The following is a 25,333-nucleotide window of genomic DNA, read 5'->3' as shown; positions in this document are numbered from 1 at the left end:
TACTTTGGCCATGCCAGACATAGCGTAAATTATTGTTTTTATTATTAACTTATGCTGTCTTTGTTGAGCTGGGAACCCAATACAGAAAGTTCTTGCGCAACGAATCATCTCCATGCAATCAAGAATTCAGGTGTGTAGCTGAACGGCATTTCTTGGGGAGTATTTGACCTTGCTGGTACTAAATATAGACCGCCACAAGCAGATCATTGAGCGCTTACATGAGCGCGGTGTCTCTCTTGGAATGATCAGCCGTACACTGAAGAAGTCGAAGTCCCACGTCACGGCAACCTGCCAAGGACGGACCAAAAGCGCATTGGTCGAGAACGAGATCGCCAGGCAATTGGATTGCGAGCCAAGCGACCTGTGGCCAGAGCGCTATCAGACCACACGGGAGGGCCGGTCATGAGTTAGGCCCAAACGAAAAGAACTCAAAGGCGGCAACCTTTGAGTTCTTCAAATATTCGGGGCATCGAGGACACCCATCTCTCTATTCCTTCATCCCCGTTTTTGCAGACGCAGTCAAGTGTTTGGCTGCCCTTTTGGGCTGCCGAAACGCCTGACGAAGACATTGGGGATGAGAATGAGCACGCAACTCAATCCGACATTACATCGTGGCGGACATAGCCTGTCGCTGACAGGGACAATCAAACCGAGCGGTCGCATACTAGCGCTTACGGTACCGCTCTATGACCGCGAAACTCTACAGTCTTACGTCTCACGCCTGACCAGACGAAACGGACTGGAATATACGCAGGACCTTTGCCGGTTCTTCGAAATGAGATGGATTTCGCTAGTGAATGGTGATCCAGCATCCATTGATGCGCTTTCAGACCTTTGTGGTGTCGATGCAAAACGGCTAGGCAAATTTGCCGTCAGATTGGACAGTCATCATATCTACCGTGTGAATGGCCAAGTCCTTTCGTCAGAAATTGCAAAGCGCTATGATCAAAGGCTGTGCCCTGCGTGCATTGCGGCAGATCTCAGCAATGGCAAACACAGAGCATACGGTCGTGCTGAATGGCAGCTTTCGAGTTTTCGTGTCTGCCCTGTCCATAAGCTCAATCTCATCACGCTGCCGCGGGCAGCGTACCCCCGATCACCATACGATTTCGCAGGTAGGTTGTTCGACCACAAAGCTTCGTACGACCCCAAATCACTTCATGAGGCGAAGGACGGCGCTTGCCTCGAGATTGAAAACTACATCATTCAGCGCTTGGAAGGCGCGGTTCCCAACCGTTGGATTGATCAACTCGATTTGGATGTTGCGCTAAAGTTCCTTCGGGCCACGGGTGCGGTTCTTGAGCATGGCTCAGACGCCCGTCTTTCCAGGCTGAGCGATGATGAGCTTGCGATCTGCGAAGAGGTTGCCTTTGATGCAGCAGGCAGATCTGCCGCAGATTTGTATGACTTACTTGAAGAGATCGCGGTCAGATCAGAAACGGGCCGGCGAAACTTCCATAAGGACTTCGGCGCTATTTCTGCTTGGCTGTCGAGGGTGGATCATCGCAGTCCGAGGCTGGCTGTATTGCTGGATACTTTGTCAGCCTTTGCCTTTGCACATTACCCGATCCCTGTCGACAAGGCAGTGTTTGGGCGCAAGCGCACTGCGCGTAAGATCCATCGACTTTTTAGCGCAGCGCGTGAGTTTAGTGTCGATAGCCCTCGGCTAAAGAGGTTTCTTCGAGCCAATGACTTGCCTCAGGGCTCGATCGGTAAAGGGATGGTTTTTCCGATAGACCGCTATGGCTCAGAAATTCAAAGGTTTGCGGAGTGCCTTTCGGCCAAGGAGGCGGCCGCCAGACTTGGAATCGGCTATGACGCCTTCAAGCGTCTGCACCGGTCAAAAAAGCTACGGCCTCAGTTTGAACTTCCTGGGATTGCACATTGCTACCACCCCTCCGACATCCTCGAACTTCTGAATCAAACCAAACGCCACGCGAAGACAGTTTCTGGCATCCCCAGCAACTATGAAGACTTACTGGCGCTCTGTATTCGCACCAAATGCCCGATCGAAGAACTGCAAGCATTGGTGGCTAGCGGCAAGATCCAATCGCTTTGTAGCGATGCATCGGACAGAGGATTCCGAAGCATATTTGCAGATCCCGAAGAGGTCTGGGAAGCGCTCCCGTTTGATCCGTGGACCGGTATCACGAAGACGGAACTTAAAGCGCTTCTACGGATCAACGACAGCACTGTGAAACTTCTCGTCGAAGAGGGATTTCTTGAAATGAAAACCATCAAGCGAAGTCGCCATAGGCGCGCTATCGGGATGGTCGGAATCGGCTCGCTGAAACAGTTTGTACAGAGTTATGTCACGCTCGGCCTGATCGCAGCTGATGAAGGTGTCCAAGGCCAAGCGATTTACGCCAAGCTTAGAGGATTAGACCTGATCCCCTTCACCCAAAGCCCAAAGTACAGCCTCATCTATCATCGCTCTGACATCGCTGATTGCGGCTTCAGGGTCAGATCAGGAAATCAACAATTCGAAGCGATGATGACGCGGCTCGACAACGAGCTTCGGACCACCTCTCGGCCTCAATTGTTGACGCAGCCCAACCTTTCGGGAGAGCGCCGATGATTGATGAAAATACAATCGATCATGATACTTGGGCATACGGTCTACCTAAGACCAGATCAGCCGGTAAGATCGAGTTGGGGCCCATCCATGGCGTGCTGCCATTTACGGGGGTCCGGAATCCAATCTCCGTCAGTAGCACCTCTCAAAAGGTCATGCTTCCCTACAAAACAGAGGCAAACAACTGGATGCCAAGAGTTGGCGCTGCGGAGAGTGCCGCTGAGGCGGCAGTAGCCGAAGAAGCGTTGATTTCACCTGACATTTACGATGTGGAGTTTCAGCCGGTTGAGTTCGCGTATCAGTATCCTGCTGGTCGGAAACGCAAGCACACGATTGATCTGCGTCTGACTTTCAGAAACGGCCTAAGGCGGTTTGTATTTGTGAGGAACCGCACCAGCTTGCGGAAGCCTGAAACTCAGGAAGAGATCGAAGCAATTTGGTTGGCGACGCCTCCGTCCGAAGCACACGAATTTGCCGTCGTAGAGGCGGACACCTATTCAAGACCGCGCCGCGAAAACCTGCGCCGCATGCACCGGGCCGTTTGCTTTGAACCGGACCCGATTGCAGATCATATCGTCACTGACGCTTTGTGGGGCATTTCCGCACTCTGGCGCATGTCCGACATCAGTAAGGTTGTCGACCTGTCGAGAGCCCGAATCTTCGATGCTTGTTTGAGATTGCTCGCTAACGGGCAGTTAGGCGCAAATCTGGACAACGTGATTTGTCACCATTCCAGAGTTTGGAAGGCTTCAGCATGAAGAAACCAAACTACACGATTGAAGATCGTACGCAGCTCATTCTTGCTGGACAGACGAGGAGTATTGAGCGCCGCAACGATGGAACATACGACGTCTTCAATGAAACTGCGGGGACACACTGCATCTGGAACATCAACGAAGTTCTGAGTTTCTTAAAGATACCGGGCGTAGCGGCAGCGCAGCTTATTCAGTCTGTGTCTGGTGCCGCAACCGCGCTCCGAGCTGGAAAGCGATTTTACAAAGACACGTTGTCGCCTGCTTGCCGTGATCAGATTGATTTTCGCAAAGCACTCATCTTGGGAGTCGATGCAATCGAAGCTGAAGGTGTCGCCATATATCAAGCTGCGTTAGACAAGAAAGAGGTAGTGCTTCGTGTCATCGAATTTGCTGAGAAGATCTATACGACCCGTCCAATCGTCTGGTTGCGAGCTGAACAGTCAAAGGTACGAGGAGGATCACGCCGAGACGCCAACTTCGTGCCTGGTGGCCGCACAATTTGGAAGTACCGCGAACGCTACTACGACCATGATTGCGACGAATTGGTACTGGCGGACAAAGATCACCTAAAAGGCAATCGTTCAAACCATGGCGTCAGCCCCCGCATGTGGGAGCTCATCCGACAGGCTGTCGACGAAATTTACATGGACAAGAAAGGTGCATCCCCGGCAGCGGCATATGCGTATTTGGAAACGCTCTTAATGGATGAAAATGAACGACGTCAGCAGATTGGCCTGGCGCCGTTCAACATGGTATCGCAGCAAACGGTACGTCGGGAGACCAAGAAAATAAGTCCAACTGCCTGCGCTGTTGCCCGCGATGGGAAGCGAGCCGCGCAAAACGACCATTTGCGAGGCTTGACTGAAACACATGCTCTAAAGTTTGGCGAACAGATTGAGCTCGACGAATGTCGTCTCTCATTAATGACAGTGTGCAAAGAGAAGGGCTGGTGGGAGAAATTTTCAAAAGAAGAGAAATGCGTAGTCGAGGAGATTGAGAAGATCTTGGCCACCCGGCTTTGGCTCATCGTTGCATTCGATGTTGCTACCCGCTTGCCCCTGGGGTGGACCCTAACCGACAACCCTGGTCACGAGGCGACGCTAGACGTTCTGCGAATGGCCACAAGAGACAAGACGAAAGAAAGAGTTTTGTACGAATGCGAGTCTGATCCGGCGCCTGCAGTGGGTCTCCTCGCAGTTAAGACGGATAATGGCGCAGGCTTGCGAAACGGACCGGTAAAGATGGCGACGATGGGGATCTTAGCTCAATCAGTCGACTGTCGATCTTATCATTCTGGAGACCGACCTTACATCGAACGCTTCTTCGGTTCTAATGAAAGCCAGGTCTTCAACCTCATTCATGGATATACGGGCCGGAAAGCGGGTCATTTGAAGGGCTATGATCCGATAAAGAACGCCGTATTTGACGCGGATGAGCTTTTTGGGATCATAACCCGCTACTTCGTAGACGAATACCCTTTCCGGCGACATGGCGGTTCAACGATGCGCGGTATGCGTCCGATTGAAGCCTACAACTATGCCAATGACAATTACGGGTGTGTGGCGGCAATCCCCGAGATGACACGTCGCATCCATTTGGGGTGGCGCTCCGAGGCTACAGTCACTCATGAGGGCGTGATGGTCTTTGGTCTTCCTTACTCGTCCGCAGCGATACAGGTCATAGCAGAAAGCAAGAAACGGAAGGTCACCGTCTTCTCGGATCCCGATTGCGTTAACGAAGTGACTGTTCTGCAGGAGGGAAATGACAAGCCAGTTCTTGGTGAGCTGACTTGGACAATGATGAGTGACCTGACTGTGGCAGAGGCTCTAGAGTTTCAGGCCTACGCTTGTTCGGAACCGACCGATGGCGCAGCTGACTACGAGACGCGCCTTTTGAAAGCTCGCAAGAGGCGCCACGACGATGTTAAAAGGAAGGGTCTCGAAGAGAAGCTGCCAAGAAGCTTCATGACGATCGCCGAAGCAGAGACAAAGGCTCAAACCATCATTCAGGTTCGAAATGCTCGGCAGGAACCGCTGTCTGGTACAGCATCGCCTGGCGAGGTTTCCTCGCCGTCTTCCACTGGTGGCATATTCAAGGTTGGATCTGGGTTCGATGGACCAATCGACACCGATAAAGATGAACCACTCGCGACATCGGAGGCCACCGAGAAGAGGCACTTTGGCCGCCCTAAATCTGAAGGCAACCTCAAGTGAAGTTCGTCGATGATGAAAGGGCTGCGATCCTAAGGCGACTTGCTTCGGTTCACTATGAGTTCCCGAGAACCCGTCGCTTGGAGCGAGCATTCACGAATATTGTGACCGATTATCTGACGCGAGCAAACATTCGGGATCAAGGTGGCAGGAGATTTGAGGCGTTCGCACTACTATTGATTGGGCCTTCTCGGGTGGGGAAAACAGCTGACCTTGAACAATTGAGCAGAGAGTTTAATTCAGCTCAGATTGCGCTGCCCGATGGCAGAACCGCAAAGATGATCAGGGTGACACTAAACGGCCTCGTGACTTGGAAAATGCTCGGCTCGAGCACGCTGATAGAACTTGGCTTTCCAATCAAGGTTCCGCAAAACGCAAATCAAGATGTGATCTGGAACCTGGTTGCAAAACATGCCCAAGAACACGGCGTGGTGTGCATCCACTACGATGAGTGCCAACACATCTTCAAAGACAAGTCCGCCGAGGCCCAGAACATTCTCATCGATAGCTTCAAGTCTCTGCTCAAGAAACCCAGTTGGCCGCTCATGCTGATCTTTTCTGGTGTGGACGAGCTTCGAGAGTTTATCATGAGGGAGGAGCAGCTTCGGTATCTGGTCAAGACCGTTACTTATCATGAGATCGACCCGAGCAGCGAAGAAGACTTGCTAGAGCTCAACAGACTCTGCTTCGCCTACGCGGACCGGGTCGAAGTGGACTTTACCGATCTGAGCAACTCCGACTTCTTCCGCAGATTGGCCTTTGCGTGCTCCAACCGTTGGGGCTTGGTCATCAACCTTATTTTTGATGCCCTCGTCGAAGCCGCCGGCGCAAAGGAGGCTTCCATAACGTCTGCCCACTTCTGCCGTGCGTTCACCGAAACTCAGGAGCTAAGTCCACGAATGTCTCCGTTCTCGATCAACGAGTATGATAAGTATTTTGACGGCGAGGCCATACTGTCCGCTTGGTTAAGAAAGGGAAAGGATGCTCTTTAGCTTCTTTAATCAATGTCGTTGTCGCCGCTTAAACCTGCCGTTGCCACAACGTCCGGCCTTATGCTCGGATAAAAGGATTGGCACGATTGACTGCTCAACGGATTTGCAATCCTAGGTATTGGGACGTTTCCATTGTCAAATTTTGTAAGATGACCCGAGCATGACCAATGAGGTGCCAGTGGGATAGGTGCCCGATGTAAAAGGCCGGACACCAAAACCGTAGTCGGAACTCAGAGCGATCAATCATTCCAAAGGCGGCTTGATGGGAACTTAGTTGCAGCGGCGTTCGCCCATTACAGAACCTCAACCTTCGGGGAGGAAGCCACAATCAGATTAGCAATTTAGTACGGTTGACCAAATAGGAAATTTGCCTACACTTGCTCATACGGATTGAAAAAATTGGCTGTTTGAGTGTTTTAATTGTCTAGCCTTTGGGACCAGATCACGACCAAAGATCATGATGGCGAGATCGAAACCCGCTTCTTGAGGCCGCTGCTGGATGGCATATCTTGGTCCCACAATCTATCAATCTCACTGGTACAAGTCGGAGATCAAGGCGGCGAAAAAGAAACAATTTCTTGGCTGTCAAGGTCGTTTCAGAGCCCGTTCGTTGAAATCTGTCGTGGCTCTGAAGAATTCAGGCGAAGAGAAGACAGTATCATCGCGAGCGCGATCGCAGAGACAGATTTTTCGAGACAGCAGTGCGCGATACTTGAGGCAGCTTCTCCGATAGATGGGCTGTTTGATACAGCTATAGTACCGACAGAAATCAAAGGGATTTTCATAGTTCTTGGCCCGGTGCTTGTCCGGTGTGAAAATGGGACTGAACGGTTTTCGGAGATTGACCGCAGAGATAAAGCGATCTCCGGTTTGGAGGCGATGTATAGGGAGTTCTCTGATCCAAAGACGGCCTCCCTAAGTCAAGAAGCGTTCTCGAAATCGCGTGCTGATAGACTAATCTTTCAAAGAGCTCCAATCCTAAGATCTGACCTCGAAAACAGGTCTGAGTCTGTTTATCGAGTCTTTTCTGCCATCACAGCTTCCGACCTAAACCTCGCCGAGGTTTCGGCTGCGTCCGTCGAAGCCTTTTCGAAACTTATCTCTTTTGCTATACGTAAGCACGGCGAGGCAAGCCCAGAGGAAAAAACAGTTTTCCCTCTAAATAGCACCGGCATTGCTATCCGTTGCTTTGGCGACGCTTCTGCTATTCTCACCATTAATTCGAGTACTTCGAAGGGCAACACTAGAATTGGGCTCGAAGTGAGTTTTGACGTTGAGCCGCGTACTCTACCTGTTGGTGATTTCAAGGTTGATTGGTCTAGGCATTGTGATGACTATAGGACTCTTCGGAATACCTATTTCCTTGAGCGTCTGTTGGTAACGAGACTTTGGTTGCAAGATCGTTTCGCGGGGACGACAATTGCAAGCCCAGATGGAATTGAACGGCAAGTAGACTTCTCTAATTTTGCTCGGAAAGTCGCCGACTTTTTCTCCGCTGACGGCTGCATCGTATACCGATTTCATCCGGGGGAGACCCCCAATGGGATGTCTGCAGCAAGATTAGGCTATCTCCATCCGCTGGGTTCATTTTATGCGTATGACTATTTTGAGGATAGTGAGAGGGTTGAGTCTGAGCACATGGCGATGATTGCGGAGGACCCCGAGAGGAGGAGACGCTCTGCGAACTATCGATGCGTTGATTCCGGTGAGACTGTATTCCTCGAAGAGGCGGATGACGCTGAAATCTCAACAATCAACATAAAACCAAGAAGTGTTTTGGTTGTCCCACTCATTTCACGTGGAAGGATTTGGGGAACAATTGAAGTCATAGGAAAGCACCGTTTTCAGCTTCCTAAATATGCGGAACGCTGGTTATCAGAACTGGCCAGAACGGTCACACCAGTGTTCTACAATCAGTGGGTGCTCTTTCATTTCCGTGAAATGAGTCGGATCGCAGTGTCGCAAGAAAAATCAGATGCCAAGTACAATAGTGTCTTAGATCACGTGAGACAACTATTTCTCGCGAGCTCCGCGAGGCTGTACATACAACACGAGAGCCGGACCTCACTCTTCGAGAAAGCCGCTCATGCTGGCGTAATGTACCCGCCGGACATCGCAGAAAGTTTTGAGCTGACGAGCGGAAACAGTATCTCAGCCAAATGTATTTCAGACGAAGTGCCTTGGAAAAGCGGAACAATCGGCAAAGGCGATTTCGAAGAGGAAGGGTTTCCGGAAATGTCCGGCCCACTGGCGCAGGAGGGCCATCGGGCAGCAATGGTGTTCCCAGTACGGAGTCAGGGCGGCTTATGCTTTGCTAGTGTGCTTGTGTCCTCGTTGGATGATGACGAGTTTCCAGAGGAATGGTTGGCTTTGGTCGGAACATTGAGCCTGCAGCTTTCAGTAATTCTTGAGGCAATTCATCTGCAAGACCTCGAGGTCGCCGAGCAGCGGGCATACATCGCACATACTGTAAAAACTCGAACCGACAGAGTGTTGAATGGCGGTGAGCTTGTTCTTGGTATGCTGAACCCACTTTTCGGCGCAACGGATATGTACAAGCTCTTGCCAGCTTTCATTCAACGGGCGGAGCTGGCACTGAGCCGTGAGAGAAACACACCTTACAGACGAGAAGATAGGGAAGTATTGAACGCGTTGAAGCGGACCTTTCCTGCGCATGAAATAGTGGGGCCGAACGCTATCTCAGACAACCTACCAAAAGCAATATCGGACATTTCCGAGCACCTGAAGGAGTTGCGCATTAGCGCAGTAACGATAGCTGGTGGAAAAAATGCAGAAGAGCCATTTGAGACACGACCCGAGCTTTGGGGTGGAACACCGTGTCGGCTTCGATTGGCTCTTGCCGAATCCTTAAAACCACTTGGTAACAATACTCTTTATCGCAACCGACTGCAGTTACCCCCACGAGAGGTTTTGGATAGCTCGGTTGCAATTGCTGTGCCCGAAACCGTCCTAATTGAGATAATCAACAATCTTTTCGACAACGCAATGAAGTATGATTTTTCACCTCCATCGCTGTCATACTTTGTAAAGCCAAGTAGCGACGGCAAAACCTACTCAATGGTAATAAGAAACCTTGCACCCCGACTCAGCTCGGCAGACGCCGACGAAATTGAGTTCGGTGGGGCGCGGGCGTGGTATTCCGAAGCAAAGGATTTTTCTGGAAGCGGGCTAGGCTTAAGGTTTTCAATCGAGATGGCTAAACGCTGGGGTATGGAATTAAAATATGTTGTTCCGTTGATCGAGACGGACGAAGACTCTGAGAAGCTGGGGTGGCATGAGTTGCGCCTTGAAATGAAGAACGTGGGGCGCAGAAGAAGATGATAATTTGGCTTGAAGATCGAATGCAGACAGTCGCAGCAGAGCGAATAGCATTTGAGCGGGAGAAAATCGACTTTGAGATCTTACCGTCTCCTTCGGCGGTGATGAACCTCATAGATATTGATGACCTCAAGCCGTCGGTTTTCTTGGTTGACATAATGTTGCAAGGCGTGCGCGATCTTTCCGACTTGGGTGTCAAAGATGCTCCCACCCTTAGTGGCAATCATGCAGGGTATGTCTTTGCTGACAGAGTGCTTCGTTCACCCGATTCAGATCTTGCTGATGTGCCTATATGTTTCTTAACTGAGAGAACGTTGGAGAAGTCACTACTGTCAGATGTTGAGGCATTGGATAAGCGAGGCCCGGCGACAGTTAAGATATTTAGAAAATACCATCAAAAGGACCTTGAAGCGCTCATTCAGTATTTGCGTGGTTTGGAGAGATCAGATGAGTGAACGATCGAGATTTCTGCTGTCTACATTTGTGGTTTACGTTGCATTGGTTGCCGTTGGGTTTGTTATTGCTTTTCCGGATGGGCTCTCAGCCCAAAACGCTACTCCAGCTGGTCAAGGAGCATCGGTAGCCGCGCAAGCTCAGGATGCGGCTTGGAAGGCTGTCGAACGCATCGACAGCAAGATCGCAAATGCAATTGTATTCTTGACGGTTTTTGCCGCGTTATTGCCTATCGTCGTTGCACTTTATGAAGCTAGTAAGCTACGTGAGCTCCAAAAGATTAAAGATGATCAAAAGGACATTATTAGGAAGGAGATCAACGAGACACTAACGGGTATGCAGAAAGATCTGGAAGAACAACACCTCCAACAGGTTAGCCAGATGATACATAGTAGCGTTTCAAATGCGTCGGATCGCTTGTACCGTTTCCTTGATGAGGATGATGCTCAGTCAGGCAGAATTCTCGCTGCATATCTAAACAATGACGTTGGTGGAGATGATGCGCTTATCTCAAACTCCGAGCTGGCGTCAGTTTTTCACCTCCAAAGAACTCTTCGCAATTTGGCGGGTGCAGATCAGGACAACGTTCATGCCAGTCTTGTCCACTTAAAGGAACTCTTACCGCGTCTCGCATTTTCCACAGCAATCGAAATCTATAGATTTTTGTGGCTAGTAGAGCGGCAGGGAAAGATAATAACACTGAGTAATCGAGAAACATGGGCGGGTTTGTCAAAGTCCATTCGGGAGACGCATCAAATCCCGGATTCATTCGAGCCAGAGTAGCGGTTATCGGTTTAATCTACCAAATAGATGTATTACTTCCACGTTCAGCCCAGCTTCGAAAACGATGGTTTCCGAGAGTCCCGCACGCTCGCTCGGTAGGTGCAAGAGCGCCATAAAAAAAACGCTCTCAGAACTGTCCCTTGCAAACTTGAGATCTTTTTTGAGTGCGGTCATCGAGTTTTGACAGATTAGAGGGACAACCACGCATTCTCGGCGAGCTCACTAAGGTGCAGCCGAGCTCGAAGCCGACATTTTTCACGATATAAGAGTTCACAAATAGTAAAGGACTTTCAGTGGTTCGTGACACGGATTTGCAGGGTTATCGGTAAGCTCAGCAGACTTATGAGTACACCATAAACGTGTCTCAATTTTCTTACATTCTTTCAGATAGTTAACTCTTCCAAATCTCAATGGGAAAGAGAAAGCTGCACTCTTATGAGAAACTGACACAAAGATTTAGACGTTTTCATCGGATGTTTCTGTCCTGCGTGGCTACCACAGGGCTACCACCATTTCGAATTTCGAGCCGTTTTACGTTTGGGCGCGGGCTTGGCGCCCGGCGCTGTAGAAGTAATCCCATGGGGTGCCTTTGGGCGCAGACAGGGCCCCCGTCGGCATTGCCAACTTGTTGTCGGTTTGTGAGTTGGTTTAGGTGGCCGCCATGAAGACACCGACTGAAATGCCACGCCTTAAGGGCTTTCGTTTTCCGCGCGAAATCATCGCCTACGCCGTCTGGACTTACCATCGGTTCGCGTTGAGCACTGCAGATGTCGAAGATCTGCTCGCCGAGCGTGGTGTCATTGTCAGCCGGGAGACCGTTCGCAAATGGGTGAACCGTTTCGGACAGCATTTTGCCGATAGCATCAAGCGAGATCGTCCCGCCGCAAACAACAAGTGGCACCTGGACGAAGTCGTGATCCCGATTGGCGGCGTGAAGTTCTGGCTTTGGCGTGCGGTCGATGCCAATGGTGATGTTCTCGATATTCTGGTCCAAAGACAGCGAAACGCGAAAGCCGCTTTCTGAGGCGCCTCATTGGTCGATACGGCGACCCTCGGGTCGTGATTACGGATAAGCTTCGGAGCCACGTCAAGCCGATCCGCAGCCTGGCGGGTGGCGCAGATCACCGGGCGCACAAGGGCCTGAACAATCGCATCGAAGGATCCCGTCGACCGACCCGGAAACGCGAGAAGCTATGGGGCGGTTCAAATCACCCAGGCAAGCGCAGAGATTTCTTGCCGCTCACGATCAGATAAACGTTGTCTTCCGCCCCCGCCGATACAACATGCCCGCCGACCTTTACCGCCAATCCCGATCCGATGCCTTTGATCTCTGGAACGACTATACGCTCGAAATGGTTGCCTGACGGATGCCCAACGGAAAACACTCAAGCCGTAGTCCGCAAGTTGGCAATGCCATCGTCTGCCTTCTTGGTCATTCGTAGCGGCGGTCGAAGGTGATTTCCGCCCCGTCGGCGCGCGTCAGCGTACGGGCATAGATTTCGCGCGGACCAAGGTCGTCATCGACAAACCCGTTCACGGTGACCTCCTCGCCCACGTTAGCTGGCACCCAGTTGGGCCCCACGTAGATGCGGATAGAGCCGGTTGCGTCGGCGAGACGGAATTCGTCCTCGTCCGTAATACGCTCGACAGTGCCTTGCACCGTCACCATCGTGCCGCGTTGTGCATCGACGATGGCGGTGACCTGGTTGGCCGGAGCCGGGGTCGTGGCAAGGGCTGCAAGCAGTGCGGTTGTTGCAATGATCTTCATTCTTTTTCTCCTGAACTCCAGATGGCGTGTTTGGTCGGCGTCGCTGTTTGACTAATCGAGGGCGACAATCAAAAGAACCGCGATGGCAACGCCTGCGATGGCCAGCCATGCCTTTGGCACCCGGATTTCAATCTCGCCCGAGAGCCACGCACCAGCTTCGCGCAGGTCGACTTTGTTCGAATCATTCATTGTTTTTCTCCTGTTCTAATGGGTCTCCATGACCCGATGAGACAAGATATGGAGGGTCTGTCTGACAGCAGTCTGACGGGATGTCAGGTTTTCGGATTTTGAAAGGTCAGAATGAACGCGCATCCGCCATCCACGGGTGCCTGGACCACGATCCTGCCACCCTGCGCCCGCTGGAGGCGATCCACGATTGCCAGGCCGAGACCCGCGCCGCCCGGAACCGCGTCTGGCCCCCGCCAGAACGGTTTGAACAGCTCGGTCGTGGCCGATAAGGAGACGCCCGGACCGTGATCGCGAACGCAGATTGCGGGAGCCGGCCCGACCGTGATCTCAACCGATCCCGGACCGCCGTGCAGAATGGCGTTCTCGACGAGGTTTGACAGCGCGACCTCGACGCCTTCTGCGTCGGCATTGGCCAGAACCGGGACTTCGGGCAATGACAGCGCAAGATCAACGTCCTTCTCGTGGGCAAACGGCGCAAGACCCGCGACGACCGTTTCGGCCACTTCGGAAAGGTCAATCGCTGCGTCCTGCGGCACGTCGACAGCCTCTGTGCGCGACGCGGCCAAAACCTGCTGGACGGTGCGCGACAAAGTGAGGAGGTCTGAGCGAAGGCGGTCTGTTGTCTCGCCCGGTGGCAACGCGTCCAGCCGTGCCAAAAGAACTGCGACAGGGGTGCGCAGGGCATGGGCGGCCTCTGCTGCATTGCGTTTTTCGCTGGCGAGGGCTTGGTCGAGCCGGTTTAGCGCCCTCTGGGTCGCATCCACCAGATCGGCGACCTCGGCAGGGGCGTTATCTATTGAGGGCGGGGGCACGTCTGTGCCGGGCTTTATGGAGCGGGCCCACCTTGCGGCCACGGCCACCGGCGCCAGACCGCGCCGCAGAAAGACCGCGCTGGCGATGATCAGAACAAGCGCCATGGGCAACACGGGTAAGGCAACGTGCCTGTAGAATTCGCGCAGAAACGCCGCCCTCATCAGGTCCGCAGGGTCAGAGGCCATGACAAATACGATCCGAACACCGTCTGTTCGCTCGGAAAGCTCACGCCCCGCAATGCGCAGGGAACTGGCAGCGGTGCCAGGCCGGATGACCCAATCGTCTGCATAGACATCGAGGGCAAAGGGCGGGATCAACTCGGCATTCGTCGCCTCCAGAACCGCGCCGCCGCGATCCACCACCGCAAACGCATAGGCGGCGGGGTGGTCCGCATAAAGGGATCGCAGGTCTGCATCTGGTGGAATGGAGGTGCCTTCCATAGATACTTGCAACCGCTCGATTTCGTGGATCAGGGCCTCATTTTCTAATTCCCGCTGATCGGACCCATAGTAGATTCCGACAATAGCGATATTCAGAACGACAACAGCCGCAGCGATTATCGTCAGTCGCCGCGTCAGACGTCGCGCAAGGGAGGGCGCGTCCTTGTTCATGATGTGGCCTCTCGCGGCAACATCCACCCAACTCCGCGCACCGTGACGATCGGGAGGGTGCACTCTGCTTTTTCGAGACCGCGTCTCAGCCGCGAAACCGCAGCATCCAGTGCATTTGGGCTTACCTCGTCGTCAAAGCCATAGATCGCCTCTTCGAGGACCCGTCGCGCGACGACTCGACCCGTTGCCCGCATCAATTGCTCCAACACGGCCACCTCCCTGCGCCCGAGGGTCAAAGGCGTGCTGTTCACAGTGACACTGCGCGCAGCCGTATCCAGTTCCAGCGGCCCAATCCGGAGTAATTTGTCAGACCGATCTCCCGGTCGCCGCAACACCGCCCGACAGCGCGCCACAAGTTCTGGCATCTCGACCGGTTTGACCACATAATCATCCGCCCCTCCATCCAGACCCGCCAGACGGTCTGTCAACTGATCCCGTGCCGTCAGCACGATGACCGGCACCCGGCCATCGCGGCGTAAATCCGGTAACAGTCGCAACCCGTCGTCATCGGGCAGGCCAAGATCCAAAAGCACCAGCGCGTAATCTGCCAATCTTGCTATTTCGCGCGCATCTTCAGCCGTGCCGACATGATCAATCGTGAAGCCAGCACGTTGCAAAGCATCCTTGACAGCATCCGCCAAAGGCATGTGGTCTTCAATAAGCAAGACGCGCATCTTGAAATGATCCTCCAAACAAATTGGCACAGTGGCTGTATAGTGAGGGCAATTGTGGATGGCATGATTGCTAGGCCAGAGTACGGTTCCGCGCTGAGATGAGACAAGTTAAGGCTTTTGTCGTTGCGTAACCTGACCATAGCGTGACGACTTAAAGCCGAAGTCAAATCAGTGTGTGCGCAGAATGTGATGCTTAGCGCTTCGTCCATTGCGCGCCTGAAAGGCGACGAATGGGTAAGGTCGGGCAGAAACCCGTTGTCAAAATCTATGATGCACACAGTGGTTTTGTCACATGAGGCGGCCAGACCAACGTTGGTCAAGAATCCCACAACCCAGACGTCTTCCGCAGTGCAGAACGCGCCAAAACTCGACCGTTTGTGCCGAACCCATCATTGTTGATTTGCTATTTCTGCGGCTGCAAACTCCGCGACTCCTTCATCTGTCCCATCTGTGAAACAGGCAATCGTCATCGGATCGGCTAAGTCAGGATAGTGATAGACTGCGTTTACGCTGAATGGTCCTCCGCCAGAATGTCCAATACCTCGTCCCGCGCCGCTAACCTCACCCGACATCAGACCCAAGGCATACCCGCACTCTGTCCATGGACGACCGGGAATGGCACCACCGAACGACCGTCGGTTCAGCATCTCCGCCAGCGTGTCCGATCTGAGCAAATCATCTGTGAAGAGAGCGTGCAGCAAGTGTGATGCGTCCGAAGCCGATCCAATTAGACAGCCATGGTAGACCCACCTCGGATCATAGCCAGTGGCAGCATCACAATAAAGTGCAGCAGATTGGTCAAGACTGTCCCAAAACGTGACGCTTTCCAAGCCCAAAGGCCTGCAAATCATTTCGGAGATGGCGTCCCCAAGCGGCTTTTCCGTTTTCTGTTCGATCAAGCCCCGTATGAGCAAATAACCGATGTTGGAATATGACCAACCGTCACCCGGCGCGAACAGGGCACCTTGCGACAGCGTTGCATCAAGCAACTGTTCGTGTGACCAAGGTTCATCTGCTCGTGCAACTGCCGCGTGGTATTCTCTGAGTGATCCATAATCAGGAAGACCAGAAGTGTGACCGAGTAGCTGGCGAAGCGTGAACGGCTGGTCTTCAAGCAAGGCATCCAAAGTCAAGACTTGTGCTTCGACCAACTTGAGTGCGCAGATCGCAATCGCGGTTTTTGAAAAACTCCAGTAGGGGAAAAGCGCATCTTGATCTGCGTCCCCGCCTTCGCGACCGGACGTAGAAATCCAATGCGTCCTTATTTCTTGATCATTCATTCCAGCAGAGTTTGTGATCCACGGAACCTTGTCAATTTGGGTGCAAACCCGATCTTGGAGATGGCGAATAATCTGCCAATATTAGGCGTTTGTGCCACCGGCTCAATGACCGTTTTTGCGGCTTCGATTTGGGTACTGCCGTTGGTTCATCGCGCGGCAAAGCCTATCGAAGAGCCCAGAATGCTTGATGCTGCGAGCGCACTTAGTGTCTGCATTTGGCAGAGGTCAAATAGACATCGCATTTTCGGGCGAGCTGCGGCAACACAAGACCGAAGGTTCGTTCGCGCCCCTTATCTCGCAACCTTAGGCGGCGTTCGAAACAAGATCAGGTCAGCTTGCATTGTAGTTCAGGCGCAAAGACACTAAGTACTAACTACAAAGTTGTGGTCTTGTTCGGCAAAGGCGCATCGCCTGCTAGAGCCGACTGCAATCATCTACATCAAAATTCAATTGTCGCATGCCGTAACAGGGATCTGACGCTTGGGAAGGTTGCCGACGTTGTCGCGACGACCGTATCGGCATGCGTCAGATTTATTCGCTTTGGCAGCAGGAAAAACCATGAATTACGATCGGACATGAGCTGCGCCATGTCGATAGATACCACTCAGAGACGGCTCTGACAAAACGTCTTGTCAGCAAAAACAGTGAGGCGGCACTTTCTCCGTGAAAGGATAAAGAATGACTTTTCCAGAATGGACAAAACCCGGCATCTACGGTGCTTTGGGTGGCGCGATTCCGATTTCTATCCTCGGCTTCACTTGGGGGGGCTGGACAACGAATGGCAGCGCCCAAACCATGGCACAGGACATGGCAACTGAAGAAGTGCCTTTGGCGATGGTGTCCGTGTGCCCCGATATTTCAGCGGCTGATCCGACACACACAGAAAAGCCCGCATTTCTTCAGGATCGCTCTGGCTTTGGCCGCCGCAATGCAATGATGGAGACAGGTTGCGCGACCCGCCCCGGCTCGAACGCGCCAGACCGTGACCTTGCAGACGCTTGCTCCGCGGGGCTTGAGCTGGATGGATCATAATTCAAAAACACTGCTGCAATCGTCACAAGCAGTTTGCGTGACACCTATGCTGGCGGACGCCCGAATACTTTGGGTCGTTTTCATGGGGCCCATCTTCGCTCTGCTTCTCCTTGCAATCCCTGCCTTTGCCCAAACCATGCCGGAAAACGCCAGCGCAAAGAGCTATGGGGACGGTTGGGAATGCAACATCGGGTATCGGCTCATTGCAGACAACTGTGCAGCAATTGTGGTCCCAAAAAACGCATATGAGACAAACCGCGCCTATGGCGAAGGATGGGAATGTCTTCATGGCTTTCGCGAGGTCGATGAAACGGGCTGTGTTGCGGTGGTTGTCCCCGATGGCGGGTTCCTGGACCCCTCTGGCAAACGCTGGCACTGCTTGCGCGGATTTATCAAGATCGACGATACCTGCCAAGAGGTCGTTGTGCCCGAAAATGGCTATCTGGTGGAAACATCCTATGGGTCCGGGTGGGAATGTGATCGCGGATTCGAGCAGGTAGATAATCTTTGCAATGCCATTGCGGTTCCGATCAACGGGTTTTTGAACGGATCTGGCTATGGCCAGCCGTGGACCTGCGAACGCGGGTATTTCGAACAAGACGGTCTTTGCCAAGCCATAGTCATTCCGGAGTTCGCATATTTTGACGATGCAACTTATGGCAAGGGATGGAAATGCCAGAGGGGCTATGAAGCTTCCGTTGCAGGCTGCAAAGCGATCGACATCCCCGCAAACGCCCATCTCGACAGGTCTGGAAACCGATGGGATTGCAACCGGAACTTCCAAAAGTCGAAGGGCCTGTGCCGTCTCAAAAATTGAGGCCGTCGGACCAAGACGTCTGCTTCAGCACTCCGTCGGGCAACGGCCTGGCCATCAGAAGGAAAATACGATGAAAACCGAAATCCAGTCGGTAGATACCGTTCGCCGTCCCATCAGAGGTGCTCAAGCGCCTCCTATGATCGATGATACGCCGCCACGATCATCTTCGCTCTCTCAGATCACCGCTCAGCCGACAGCGGTTGTCTATTGCGAGGGCAACTTTGCCAAAATAGATGGCAAGACGGCCAACGGTCTTGTGCGTCATTCAGAAGCTTACAGGATCATCTCTGTCATCGACAGCACCCAAAGCGGCGAGAACGCCGGGCAGGTTCTTGATGACGTGCCCGATAGTATACCAATTCTTAAAGACCTAGATGCCGCTGTCGCCCACGCGACCTCAATGCCTGATACCTTCATCTATGGAATGGCCCCCTCCACCGGGCGGCTTTCGACTGTTGATCGTAGCGTCGTGCTGGATGCGATCGCGCGGGGGATGAATATTGTCAGTGGTCTGCATGAATATCTGAGCGACGATACCGAAATTCTGCGAGCGGCCTCGGAAAGACAAGTCACCATCCGCGACATCCGCAAACCCAAGCCCAGCAAAGACATGCGCTTGTTCGATGGTAGCGTCGCAAAGGTCGCGGCGCTGCGGATTGCCGTTCTTGGGACCGATTGTGCCATCGGAAAGCGGACGACCGCGACGGTCCTAGCCCGTGCACTGAACGCAAAAAGCATCAAGACTGTGCTGGTTGGCACAGGCCAGACAGGTCTGATGCAGGGCGCAAAATATGGTGTGGCCATGGATGCCATCCCGCCCCAATTCTGCTGTGGCGAACTTGAGGGCGCGATTGTCGTAGCCTCAGAAGCTGAGCAACCCGATGTCATTCTGATCGAGGGCCAAGGTGCGTTGAGCCACCCGGCGTTCTGTACATCAGCCTTTATCCTGCGCGGCAGTCAGCCGGACGCTGTCATCCTTCAGCACGCGCCAAAACGCGCCCATCGCTGTGACTTTCCCGACATGCCAATGCCCACTCCGGCAAGCGAGATCGCGTTGATCGAGGCATTTTCTGATACCAAGGTCATCGGCGTCACGCTCAATCACGAAGGGATGTCCGAAGCGGAGATTACAGACGCTATTGCTGGACAGACTGATAAACTCGGTCTGCCCGTGACCGACGCGCTCAGCCGACCAGCGGCACATTTGTTGGAAATGGTTGTTGGTGCGCATCCCGGCCTGCGGCAAGGAATGTCGATGGCCACGATTTGAAGTGTCCTCGCATAGACGTTGATCTGCACAAGATATGCCACAATACGCGGACGATTGCCGAGCGCTTAAAGGGGCGCGGAATTCGTATGACCGCAGTGACCAAAGCTGTTCGCGGACATCCGGCCATCGCGCGCGCGATGCTCTACGGTGGCGCACAGGGTCTGGCAGAAGCGCGCTTGAGCAATGTGAAGCGGTTACGCAAGGCAGGAATTGTATGTCCGATCACCTTGATCCGAACACCAATGCTGAGCCAGGTCGATGACGTCGTGCAAATCTGTGAGGCCAGCTACAACACAGAAATAACCGTGATCGCAGCGTTGGCCGCTGCTGCACTCCGGCACAACATGGTTCATGGCATTATCCTGATGGTCGAAATGGGTGATCTGCGCGAGGGGATCATGCCACGCGACCTTGGCGATATAGGACAGCAGGTGGTGGACATGCCCGGTGTGGCGCTGAAAGGCATTGGGGCCAACTTCGCTTGTCTGAGCGGCATTGCCCCGACGGCTGCCAAAATGCAGGCCCTGTCTGTTCTTGCCGATGATACCGAGGGGCAGTGTGGCCCATTCCTTCAGACAATATCTGGCGGCAATTCTGCAAATCTGTCTTGGGTGTTTGACGCGCGCGTTACTGGCCGGATCAATGATTTACGCCTTGGGGAAGCAATACTGCTCGGCGTCGATCCGATCACAGGGGATCAGATTGGTGGGATGTATCGGGACGCCTTCACGCTTGTCGCAGAAGTTATCGAGACAGATGCCAAGTCCGTGCGTCCACTCGTGGGCAGCGCCGATCATATCTTGGCAAGAATTCGGCTCGTCCCTGACGCCTCAGAAACCACACGGATCATTCTTGCCATTGGAAACCAAGACACGGATGTGGCGGGGCTTTCGATGCCACCAGGAAACACTCATATCGGCGCGACAAGCGATCATCTTGTCGTTGGTACGAAAGATCCGGCGCTTGGCGTTGGATCGGAAATGCGGTTTCAGATGAACTATAGCGCTTTGATGCGCGCCATGGCCGCCCCGGATATTCAGACAAACCTACGCAATGACCGGCCCGCGCCAAATGCACGCGATGTCCAAAGCCCAAGCAGACACCTGGCATTGGTTTGAACGACTTCGTTCCAATGCGTCGACAAAACCAATGAGGAGAACATCAATTGGCCAAGCTGACAAAACTAAGCGTGTTCAAAGCACAAAATCCGACTGTGGAAACGCCGTTGGACAAGACAACCCGCATCGTTCGGAAAATGGCCGAAGAAGAGACCGAGCAACGGCAAGCCAAGAACAATCGTCTCCGCACCGCGCGCCTCGAACGAGAAGGCGGCACTCCGACAAAGCCGTCGCGGTAATGCTAGGACAGGCTCACCCAAGGCCGCCACATACCGACAACGCATCCGTTGCCCGTTCCTTTCAAGCTTCAGTGTCGCAACAACAAGCGCGAAGGATTTACCCATGACGCAATCAGTCGAGAGTACCGCAAAAGTTCATTATATCTGTCAGACATATTTGGAACAGAAGACCGGGCGCGACGGGCAGGCGAGCCTGAAGATTGGCAAGCAATTTCAATATTCAACGGCAGCAGAAGCCCAAAATAGAGCTGAACGGGAAGCCCAGTCCCAAGATTGCGCCGGTGCTGATGCCTACATGATTAGTGAAGACCCAAACAGTGGCGAAGTCGGATCACCTAGCTTCCTGGTCAGGCTCGGGAATGTCCCAGAATTTGATGATTATTAGGTTGCTTATCTAGCCTCAACTCTGCTCACAACGCATCTCGAACCCGAGATACAATTCAATGAAAGTGGGCCGAGCTGGCTTGAGATTTGGCTATTGCCACAGTCGCAGCGAATGACGGCTATCGGACCAAAGCTGCCCCTTGAGTGCCGTTCCATCAATGCCCGCTTTCGTTGTGTGGCTTTGTCGTCGAGGCTGCCTCGAGTTCGATACTCAAACTGGCGGCTAGATCGAAAAAGCGTCGTCGCACGGTTTCGGCGTAGGGATTGGCCTTCTCAATCGCTTCAAATACTTCTGGCGCATCATGCTGAACCATGGAGATCGCCTCAGATAACAAGTCAAAGCTCTTCGTTGTCATCCGCGTTGGCAGCGGTCCCATTCTCAGTAGCACTTTGGCGATGAGGTGCGTGAGCCCTTGGACGACTGCTGCTTCTTGGTCGTGATCATCTGGTGTCGTCATGATGACAGTCAGACCCAGAGCCTTGCGTAAAAACGCAGCCAGCCTCATATGTCGTCTTCCCTGAATGGGGCAGACTGCAACTTTCAGCCCCTCAATTCCCGGTCCGGCACTCTGAGGGCCAAACAACGGGTGAGTTGCCACGATGTCCATATGGTTCGGTAGCAGCCGCCGCATGATTTCCGAGGGAATTACTTTGACTGAGCCGACATCGACGATCAGCGCGCCAGGATTACATGCGACAGCGATTTCGCTGACAACCTCCTCAAAGGAAGACACAGGTGCCGCAATAAGGATCACATCTGCCTGCGATACTGAGTGCAACGATGAAAGAGTTACCCCAAGCTGCTGTGCCGTTTTGGCGAGGCCGGGTGATGGATCATACGCTGATATTTCGAAGTACTCACCGAGATGAGCGGCTGCAAGTTGCCCGAACGCACCGAACCCTACGATGCCTAGTAAGGTTTGTCGACTTTTGTCGTTGTTCATTTTTCTCGACCTTTGAATTTGCCGCCCGGCATAAGGTCGTCTGTATGTTGACCGCTGTCAGGGGCAGCGGAAAACTAATGATGAATAACCCGCAGCTATCGAAGCCGAGGATAATAGTCCTGAAATGGGAAGCACGATTTCATCATGGCATAGGCCATAAAGCATCCAATCGAGAGGTGTCAACGACCACTAATAGCTGCCATCGGCTGCGGCGCAGAAGTCTAGAACTCTGGGCTCAGAGGGGACCTGCGGCGGTGAAGCACTAACAATGTCGGCTCGAATACGTCAACGCTGACGAAGTTGCTGCTTGTTTTGTGCGGAATAGTGACTGCTTTTTATCAGTCCGGGTGTATGATTTCTTTCAGCGCGTGAGCGGTCTATGGGGGGCAATGACAAAAAGGTATCTTCGCGAAGTCTATTTCGAACTCGGTTCAATTGAGCTTCCAAGAACAAAACCCAATGGTTCGTTCACCGATGAGGGCCAGAAGCTAGCCAATCAATTGACGGCCGCAATCCGGCGTTTCGCAGTCTTGTCGACTTGCATTGTGACTGAACTTCGCAAAACCAAAGCAATCGTTGGAACACCGCCAGCAAGTATGGTGCGGGTCTCGTTACAAGCTGGAGCAGAGCCGAATGCTGTGCGCTCTAGACCACCAGCCGAGACGATTGAACTGGATTTCCCATACGATCCACTTGATCTGATCAGTTTTCCAAAGGACCGCGAAGCACTCGGACGCTTGCAGCTTGATATCGCCCGTCAGTCAGCGCTTTACCTTGGCAAGATAGATGGCTTTCCGATAAAGGCTTGGGAACAAGGATGTGCAAACTTTGAGCAGAACGGATTTTCCATTTGGGTAAAGGCAGGTGAACGGCTTGTTCCGGGAACCCGACTGAAAGGACAGGTGGCGGTCGAGGTAGCACCGGATGCCACCACGCGTTGGTTAATTCTCTCCCACCGAAGCAAAGTGCTTGCCCGAATTGAGTTACACGCACGACGTGACGGCCCGGATTTTGCAACCTCGAATTTCTTTAGAGGGTTTGAACTTGAGGGTGCAATCCTTCGTGTCGGCACCGATCCGTCGGCCGTCCAACTGTCTGACTATCCACCAGTCTGGCCCGCCGAGCAGGTAGATCTCAGAGAACATTCCGAGGTGTTTACTTTGGCATTGGAAAAGGGTTGGCTTTCAAACTGAGAAACTCCTATTTGGCCAGATCGGCATACTAGCCAGACCTTCGCGCAACTCATTTTGATTGCGGCGTCATCCCAAAACCTGACATTCGCGCACAGCGCAGCATATGTAAAAATGGGCTCGAACCTGACTTGCGGGGGCGCAGCGTGACAAACCGCACAGGGGAGGTCAGCTACGCGGGACTTTGCTGCCATTCGGCGTCACCGGCCCAATGTCGGTTTTCAAGTTTGCGTCTCAATACAGGATTTATGGGTCAATGCGTCTTGCACGCACATACTAATCTATTTGGTTAAGTGTCTTGCCATCTACAGCGCTTGGTAATAACTTAACCAAATGGATAAGCATTTACATCACACCTTCCACGCCCTGGGTGACGCCACCCGCCTCGCCGTGGTCGAACAACTACTGAAAGGTCCCGCCTCCGTCAGTGAGCTTGCAGGTCCACACGATATGGCGCTGCCAGCCTTCACTAAACATCTGCGTGTGCTGGAAGGGGCTGGGTTGATTTCGAGCCAGAAGAAAGGCCGTGTTCGGACCTGCTTCATCCAAGCACCTACGATGCGCGACCTTCAAGGATGGTTCGCGCAGCGTCAAAGAATGTGGGAAGCGCGGCTCGATAATCTTGCCGCCTATGTTGAAGATAATGGGAAAGGCTGATCGTATGGATATTCATCACGAAACACTCGTTTTCGAGCGGGAGTTTGACGCCCCGCCCTCCCGGCTGTTTGCAGCCTACATCGACACATCGGTACGGGAGCAATGGTCAACACCATCGCCTACCGCAGAGGTTAAGATCGACAGCTCGGACGTGCGAACAGGAGGGCATGAGACCGGACGGTGCGGTGGTAAGGGCGATTTGCGATGGACGCTGAAAGTAATCTACCATTGCGTCACGCCCGACCGTCAAATTACGTTCACGGAAGAGCTTTGGGACGGAAAGCAAGTCCTGACAGTCGCGTTGATCACCTTCGATCTGAAGTCCATTGGCGACAACAAGACGGCGCTTACATTGACCGACCAGATCACGTCCTTTGTCGGTGCTGACGCTGTTGGTGGTCATCGAGAAGGCTACACTCAAGCCCTCGCTAATCTGGAGCAGCATGTAACGGTGGACGCCTAACGAGGAGAGAACTGATATGCCGCTTGTGAAGATATTTGCACAACTGAGTTGCACTGACATGGAGCGAAGCACCTTGTGGTTCACGCGACTGTTTGGACGATCACCTGACACCAACCCGATGGCTGGCTTGAACGAATGGCACCACACGGACAACGCGGGCTTTCAACTTGTAGAGAATGAGCATGACGCAAGGCATGGATGCATGACATTGACTGTCGACGATATCACCTCAGAACTGAGGCGGCTTCATGCTGTTGGCATTGAGACAGGTGAGACCAGCACCGGCGATATAGCGACCATTGCCCAAATGCGCGATCCGGACGGAAATGTCATTGTCTTGGCCGAACCAAGCAAATGATGGGCCGGAAACCGGCCATTCGTGCCGTCCGCAGCATCGGTGACATTGGGCTCTTCAATAGCTTTCGCCGCGCGATGAACGAATGGCAGGAACGTAGATAAGGCGGCAAAAACGGTGGATTCTGTTCCCGCATCTACGTCAAGCAGGTTCAGCGACTTCGCCCAGTCAGAAAACTTCAGGAAAAATCGACACGGCTCAGGACGGCTTTGGACCAGCTCCAGTCGCGCATAACCGCTCGTTTGCGCGAAACTTCACCCGTTTGCAGGCCGCTGCACTCGCAAAAGTCGGCTGTGAGCCCAATTTTCCGCATCTCGCATTTGCGTCGAATGTCGGGAATCGTTCGGCATTCATCGAACATCGGTCTGTATCCCTATTGCGCAGCTTCGCATATGTTTCCCACATGGCGATGGAACCCAGAC

The 25,333-nt window shown here is 53.1% G+C and carries 24 protein-coding genes and 2 pseudogenes; 20 read left to right on the top strand and 6 right to left on the bottom strand.

Annotated features, from left to right (window positions below; translation table 11 throughout):
* Positions 1-169 precede the first annotated feature (169 nt).
* The 10 genes and pseudogenes from KIN_RS21850 (at position 170) to KIN_RS21810 (ending at position 12,471) form a co-directional block, all read left to right on the top strand.
* Positions 170-406, top strand: coding sequence for a helix-turn-helix domain-containing protein (locus KIN_RS21850; protein ID WP_159811178.1), 237 nt, complete (start codon positions 170-172; stop codon positions 404-406).
* 168 nt (positions 407-574) lie between these two features.
* Positions 575-1,054 (top strand): annotated as a pseudogene (locus tag KIN_RS22740) (TniQ family protein); the annotation flags it as partial.
* A gap of 471 nt (positions 1,055-1,525) precedes the next feature.
* Positions 1,526-2,578: a hypothetical protein gene (locus KIN_RS22505; RefSeq protein ID WP_243145013.1), complete on the top strand. Its 1,053-nt coding sequence runs from the start codon at positions 1,526-1,528 to the stop codon at positions 2,576-2,578.
* Positions 2,575-3,333: a hypothetical protein gene (locus tag KIN_RS21840; protein ID WP_207710162.1), complete on the top strand. Its 759-nt coding sequence runs from the start codon at positions 2,575-2,577 to the stop codon at positions 3,331-3,333. Before KIN_RS22505 ends, KIN_RS21840 begins: the two co-directional genes overlap by 4 nt.
* Positions 3,330-5,543, top strand: coding sequence for a TnsB C-terminal domain-containing protein (locus tag KIN_RS21835; RefSeq protein ID WP_159811174.1), 2,214 nt, complete (start codon positions 3,330-3,332; stop codon positions 5,541-5,543). Before KIN_RS21840 ends, KIN_RS21835 begins: the two co-directional genes overlap by 4 nt.
* Positions 5,540-6,532: an AAA family ATPase gene (locus tag KIN_RS21830; protein ID WP_159811172.1), complete on the top strand. Its 993-nt coding sequence runs from the start codon at positions 5,540-5,542 to the stop codon at positions 6,530-6,532. Before KIN_RS21835 ends, KIN_RS21830 begins: the two co-directional genes overlap by 4 nt.
* A gap of 420 nt (positions 6,533-6,952) precedes the next feature.
* Positions 6,953-9,874 carry a GAF domain-containing protein gene (locus KIN_RS21825; RefSeq protein WP_159811170.1) on the top strand — a complete coding sequence of 974 codons (2,922 nt, stop codon included), beginning with the start codon at positions 6,953-6,955 and terminating at the stop codon, positions 9,872-9,874.
* A complete protein-coding gene (locus KIN_RS21820; RefSeq protein ID WP_159811168.1) occupies positions 9,871-10,326 on the top strand; it encodes a hypothetical protein in 456 nt (151 codons plus the stop codon). The genes KIN_RS21825 and KIN_RS21820 overlap by 4 nt, the downstream gene beginning before the upstream one ends.
* Complete coding sequence (locus KIN_RS21815; RefSeq protein WP_159811166.1) at positions 10,319-11,107, top strand: hypothetical protein; 789 nt, start codon at positions 10,319-10,321, stop codon at positions 11,105-11,107. The genes KIN_RS21820 and KIN_RS21815 overlap by 8 nt, the downstream gene beginning before the upstream one ends.
* A gap of 661 nt (positions 11,108-11,768) precedes the next feature.
* Positions 11,769-12,471, top strand: a pseudogene (locus KIN_RS21810) (IS6 family transposase).
* A 68-nt stretch (positions 12,472-12,539) separates the two neighbouring features.
* On the opposite strand, the gene KIN_RS21805 reads toward KIN_RS21810, so the two are convergent.
* The 5 genes from KIN_RS21805 to KIN_RS21790 all read right to left on the bottom strand — a co-directional run bounded on the left by KIN_RS21805 (position 12,540) and on the right by KIN_RS21790 (position 16,442).
* Positions 12,540-12,875 (bottom strand): NirD/YgiW/YdeI family stress tolerance protein, encoded by a 336-nt coding sequence (locus KIN_RS21805; RefSeq protein ID WP_159811164.1) that lies wholly within the window; start codon positions 12,873-12,875, stop codon positions 12,540-12,542.
* A gap of 51 nt (positions 12,876-12,926) precedes the next feature.
* Entirely contained in the window at positions 12,927-13,064 is a 138-nt protein-coding gene (locus KIN_RS22270) for a hypothetical protein (RefSeq protein ID WP_174239155.1), read from the bottom strand.
* An 83-nt stretch (positions 13,065-13,147) separates the two neighbouring features.
* Positions 13,148-14,488: a sensor histidine kinase gene (locus KIN_RS21800; protein WP_159811162.1), complete on the bottom strand. Its 1,341-nt coding sequence runs from the start codon at positions 14,486-14,488 to the stop codon at positions 13,148-13,150.
* Positions 14,485-15,162, bottom strand: a complete 678-nt coding sequence (locus KIN_RS21795) for a response regulator (RefSeq protein WP_159811160.1) — start codon at positions 15,160-15,162, stop codon at positions 14,485-14,487. Before KIN_RS21795 ends, KIN_RS21800 begins: the two co-directional genes overlap by 4 nt.
* Before the next feature lie 389 nt (positions 15,163-15,551).
* A complete protein-coding gene (locus KIN_RS21790) occupies positions 15,552-16,442 on the bottom strand; it encodes a serine hydrolase domain-containing protein (protein WP_159811158.1) in 891 nt (296 codons plus the stop codon).
* A gap of 678 nt (positions 16,443-17,120) precedes the next feature.
* On the opposite strand from KIN_RS21790, the gene KIN_RS21785 reads away from it, so the two are divergent.
* From KIN_RS21785 to KIN_RS21760, 6 genes are all read left to right on the top strand, one after another.
* Positions 17,121-17,474, top strand: coding sequence for a hypothetical protein (locus tag KIN_RS21785; RefSeq protein ID WP_159811156.1), 354 nt, complete (start codon positions 17,121-17,123; stop codon positions 17,472-17,474).
* Positions 17,464-18,291, top strand: a complete 828-nt coding sequence (locus KIN_RS21780) for a hypothetical protein (RefSeq protein ID WP_243145012.1) — start codon at positions 17,464-17,466, stop codon at positions 18,289-18,291. Before KIN_RS21785 ends, KIN_RS21780 begins: the two co-directional genes overlap by 11 nt.
* Positions 18,292-18,361: 70 nt before the next feature.
* Positions 18,362-19,561 (top strand): N-acetyltransferase DgcN family protein, encoded by a 1,200-nt coding sequence (locus KIN_RS21775; protein ID WP_174239154.1) that lies wholly within the window; start codon positions 18,362-18,364, stop codon positions 19,559-19,561.
* Positions 19,558-20,679, top strand: a complete 1,122-nt coding sequence (locus KIN_RS21770) for an alanine/ornithine racemase family PLP-dependent enzyme (RefSeq protein ID WP_159811154.1) — start codon at positions 19,558-19,560, stop codon at positions 20,677-20,679. Before KIN_RS21775 ends, KIN_RS21770 begins: the two co-directional genes overlap by 4 nt.
* A gap of 47 nt (positions 20,680-20,726) precedes the next feature.
* Entirely contained in the window at positions 20,727-20,918 is a 192-nt protein-coding gene (locus KIN_RS21765) for a hypothetical protein (RefSeq protein ID WP_159811152.1), read from the top strand.
* Positions 20,919-21,021: 103 nt separating this feature from the next.
* Positions 21,022-21,303 carry a hypothetical protein gene (locus KIN_RS21760; protein WP_159811150.1) on the top strand — a complete coding sequence of 94 codons (282 nt, stop codon included), beginning with the start codon at positions 21,022-21,024 and terminating at the stop codon, positions 21,301-21,303.
* A 154-nt stretch (positions 21,304-21,457) separates the two neighbouring features.
* Here the strand turns inward: KIN_RS21760 and KIN_RS21755 are convergent, their stop codons facing one another.
* Positions 21,458-22,264: a prephenate dehydrogenase/arogenate dehydrogenase family protein gene (locus KIN_RS21755; protein WP_373281695.1), complete on the bottom strand. Its 807-nt coding sequence runs from the start codon at positions 22,262-22,264 to the stop codon at positions 21,458-21,460.
* 371 nt (positions 22,265-22,635) lie between these two features.
* Between KIN_RS21755 and KIN_RS21750 the strand changes: the two genes are divergently transcribed.
* The 4 genes from KIN_RS21750 (at position 22,636) to KIN_RS21735 (ending at position 24,914) form a co-directional block, all read left to right on the top strand.
* Entirely contained in the window at positions 22,636-23,439 is an 804-nt protein-coding gene (locus KIN_RS21750) for a hypothetical protein (protein WP_159811146.1), read from the top strand.
* Positions 23,440-23,769: 330 nt separating this feature from the next.
* Positions 23,770-24,093, top strand: a complete 324-nt coding sequence (locus tag KIN_RS21745) for an ArsR/SmtB family transcription factor (protein WP_159811145.1) — start codon at positions 23,770-23,772, stop codon at positions 24,091-24,093.
* A gap of 4 nt (positions 24,094-24,097) precedes the next feature.
* Positions 24,098-24,556 (top strand): SRPBCC domain-containing protein, encoded by a 459-nt coding sequence (locus KIN_RS21740; RefSeq protein ID WP_159811143.1) that lies wholly within the window; start codon positions 24,098-24,100, stop codon positions 24,554-24,556.
* 16 nt (positions 24,557-24,572) lie between these two features.
* Positions 24,573-24,914 carry a VOC family protein gene (locus tag KIN_RS21735; protein ID WP_159811141.1) on the top strand — a complete coding sequence of 114 codons (342 nt, stop codon included), beginning with the start codon at positions 24,573-24,575 and terminating at the stop codon, positions 24,912-24,914.
* Positions 24,915-25,333: the final 419 nt, after the last annotated feature.

This window comes from Litoreibacter roseus (assembly GCF_009811795.1).
In the GTDB taxonomy this organism is placed as follows: domain Bacteria; phylum Pseudomonadota; class Alphaproteobacteria; order Rhodobacterales; family Rhodobacteraceae; genus Litoreibacter; species Litoreibacter roseus.
Note: the sequence above shows the minus strand (reverse complement) of the source record. Positions and strands in the feature narration are given on the sequence as shown.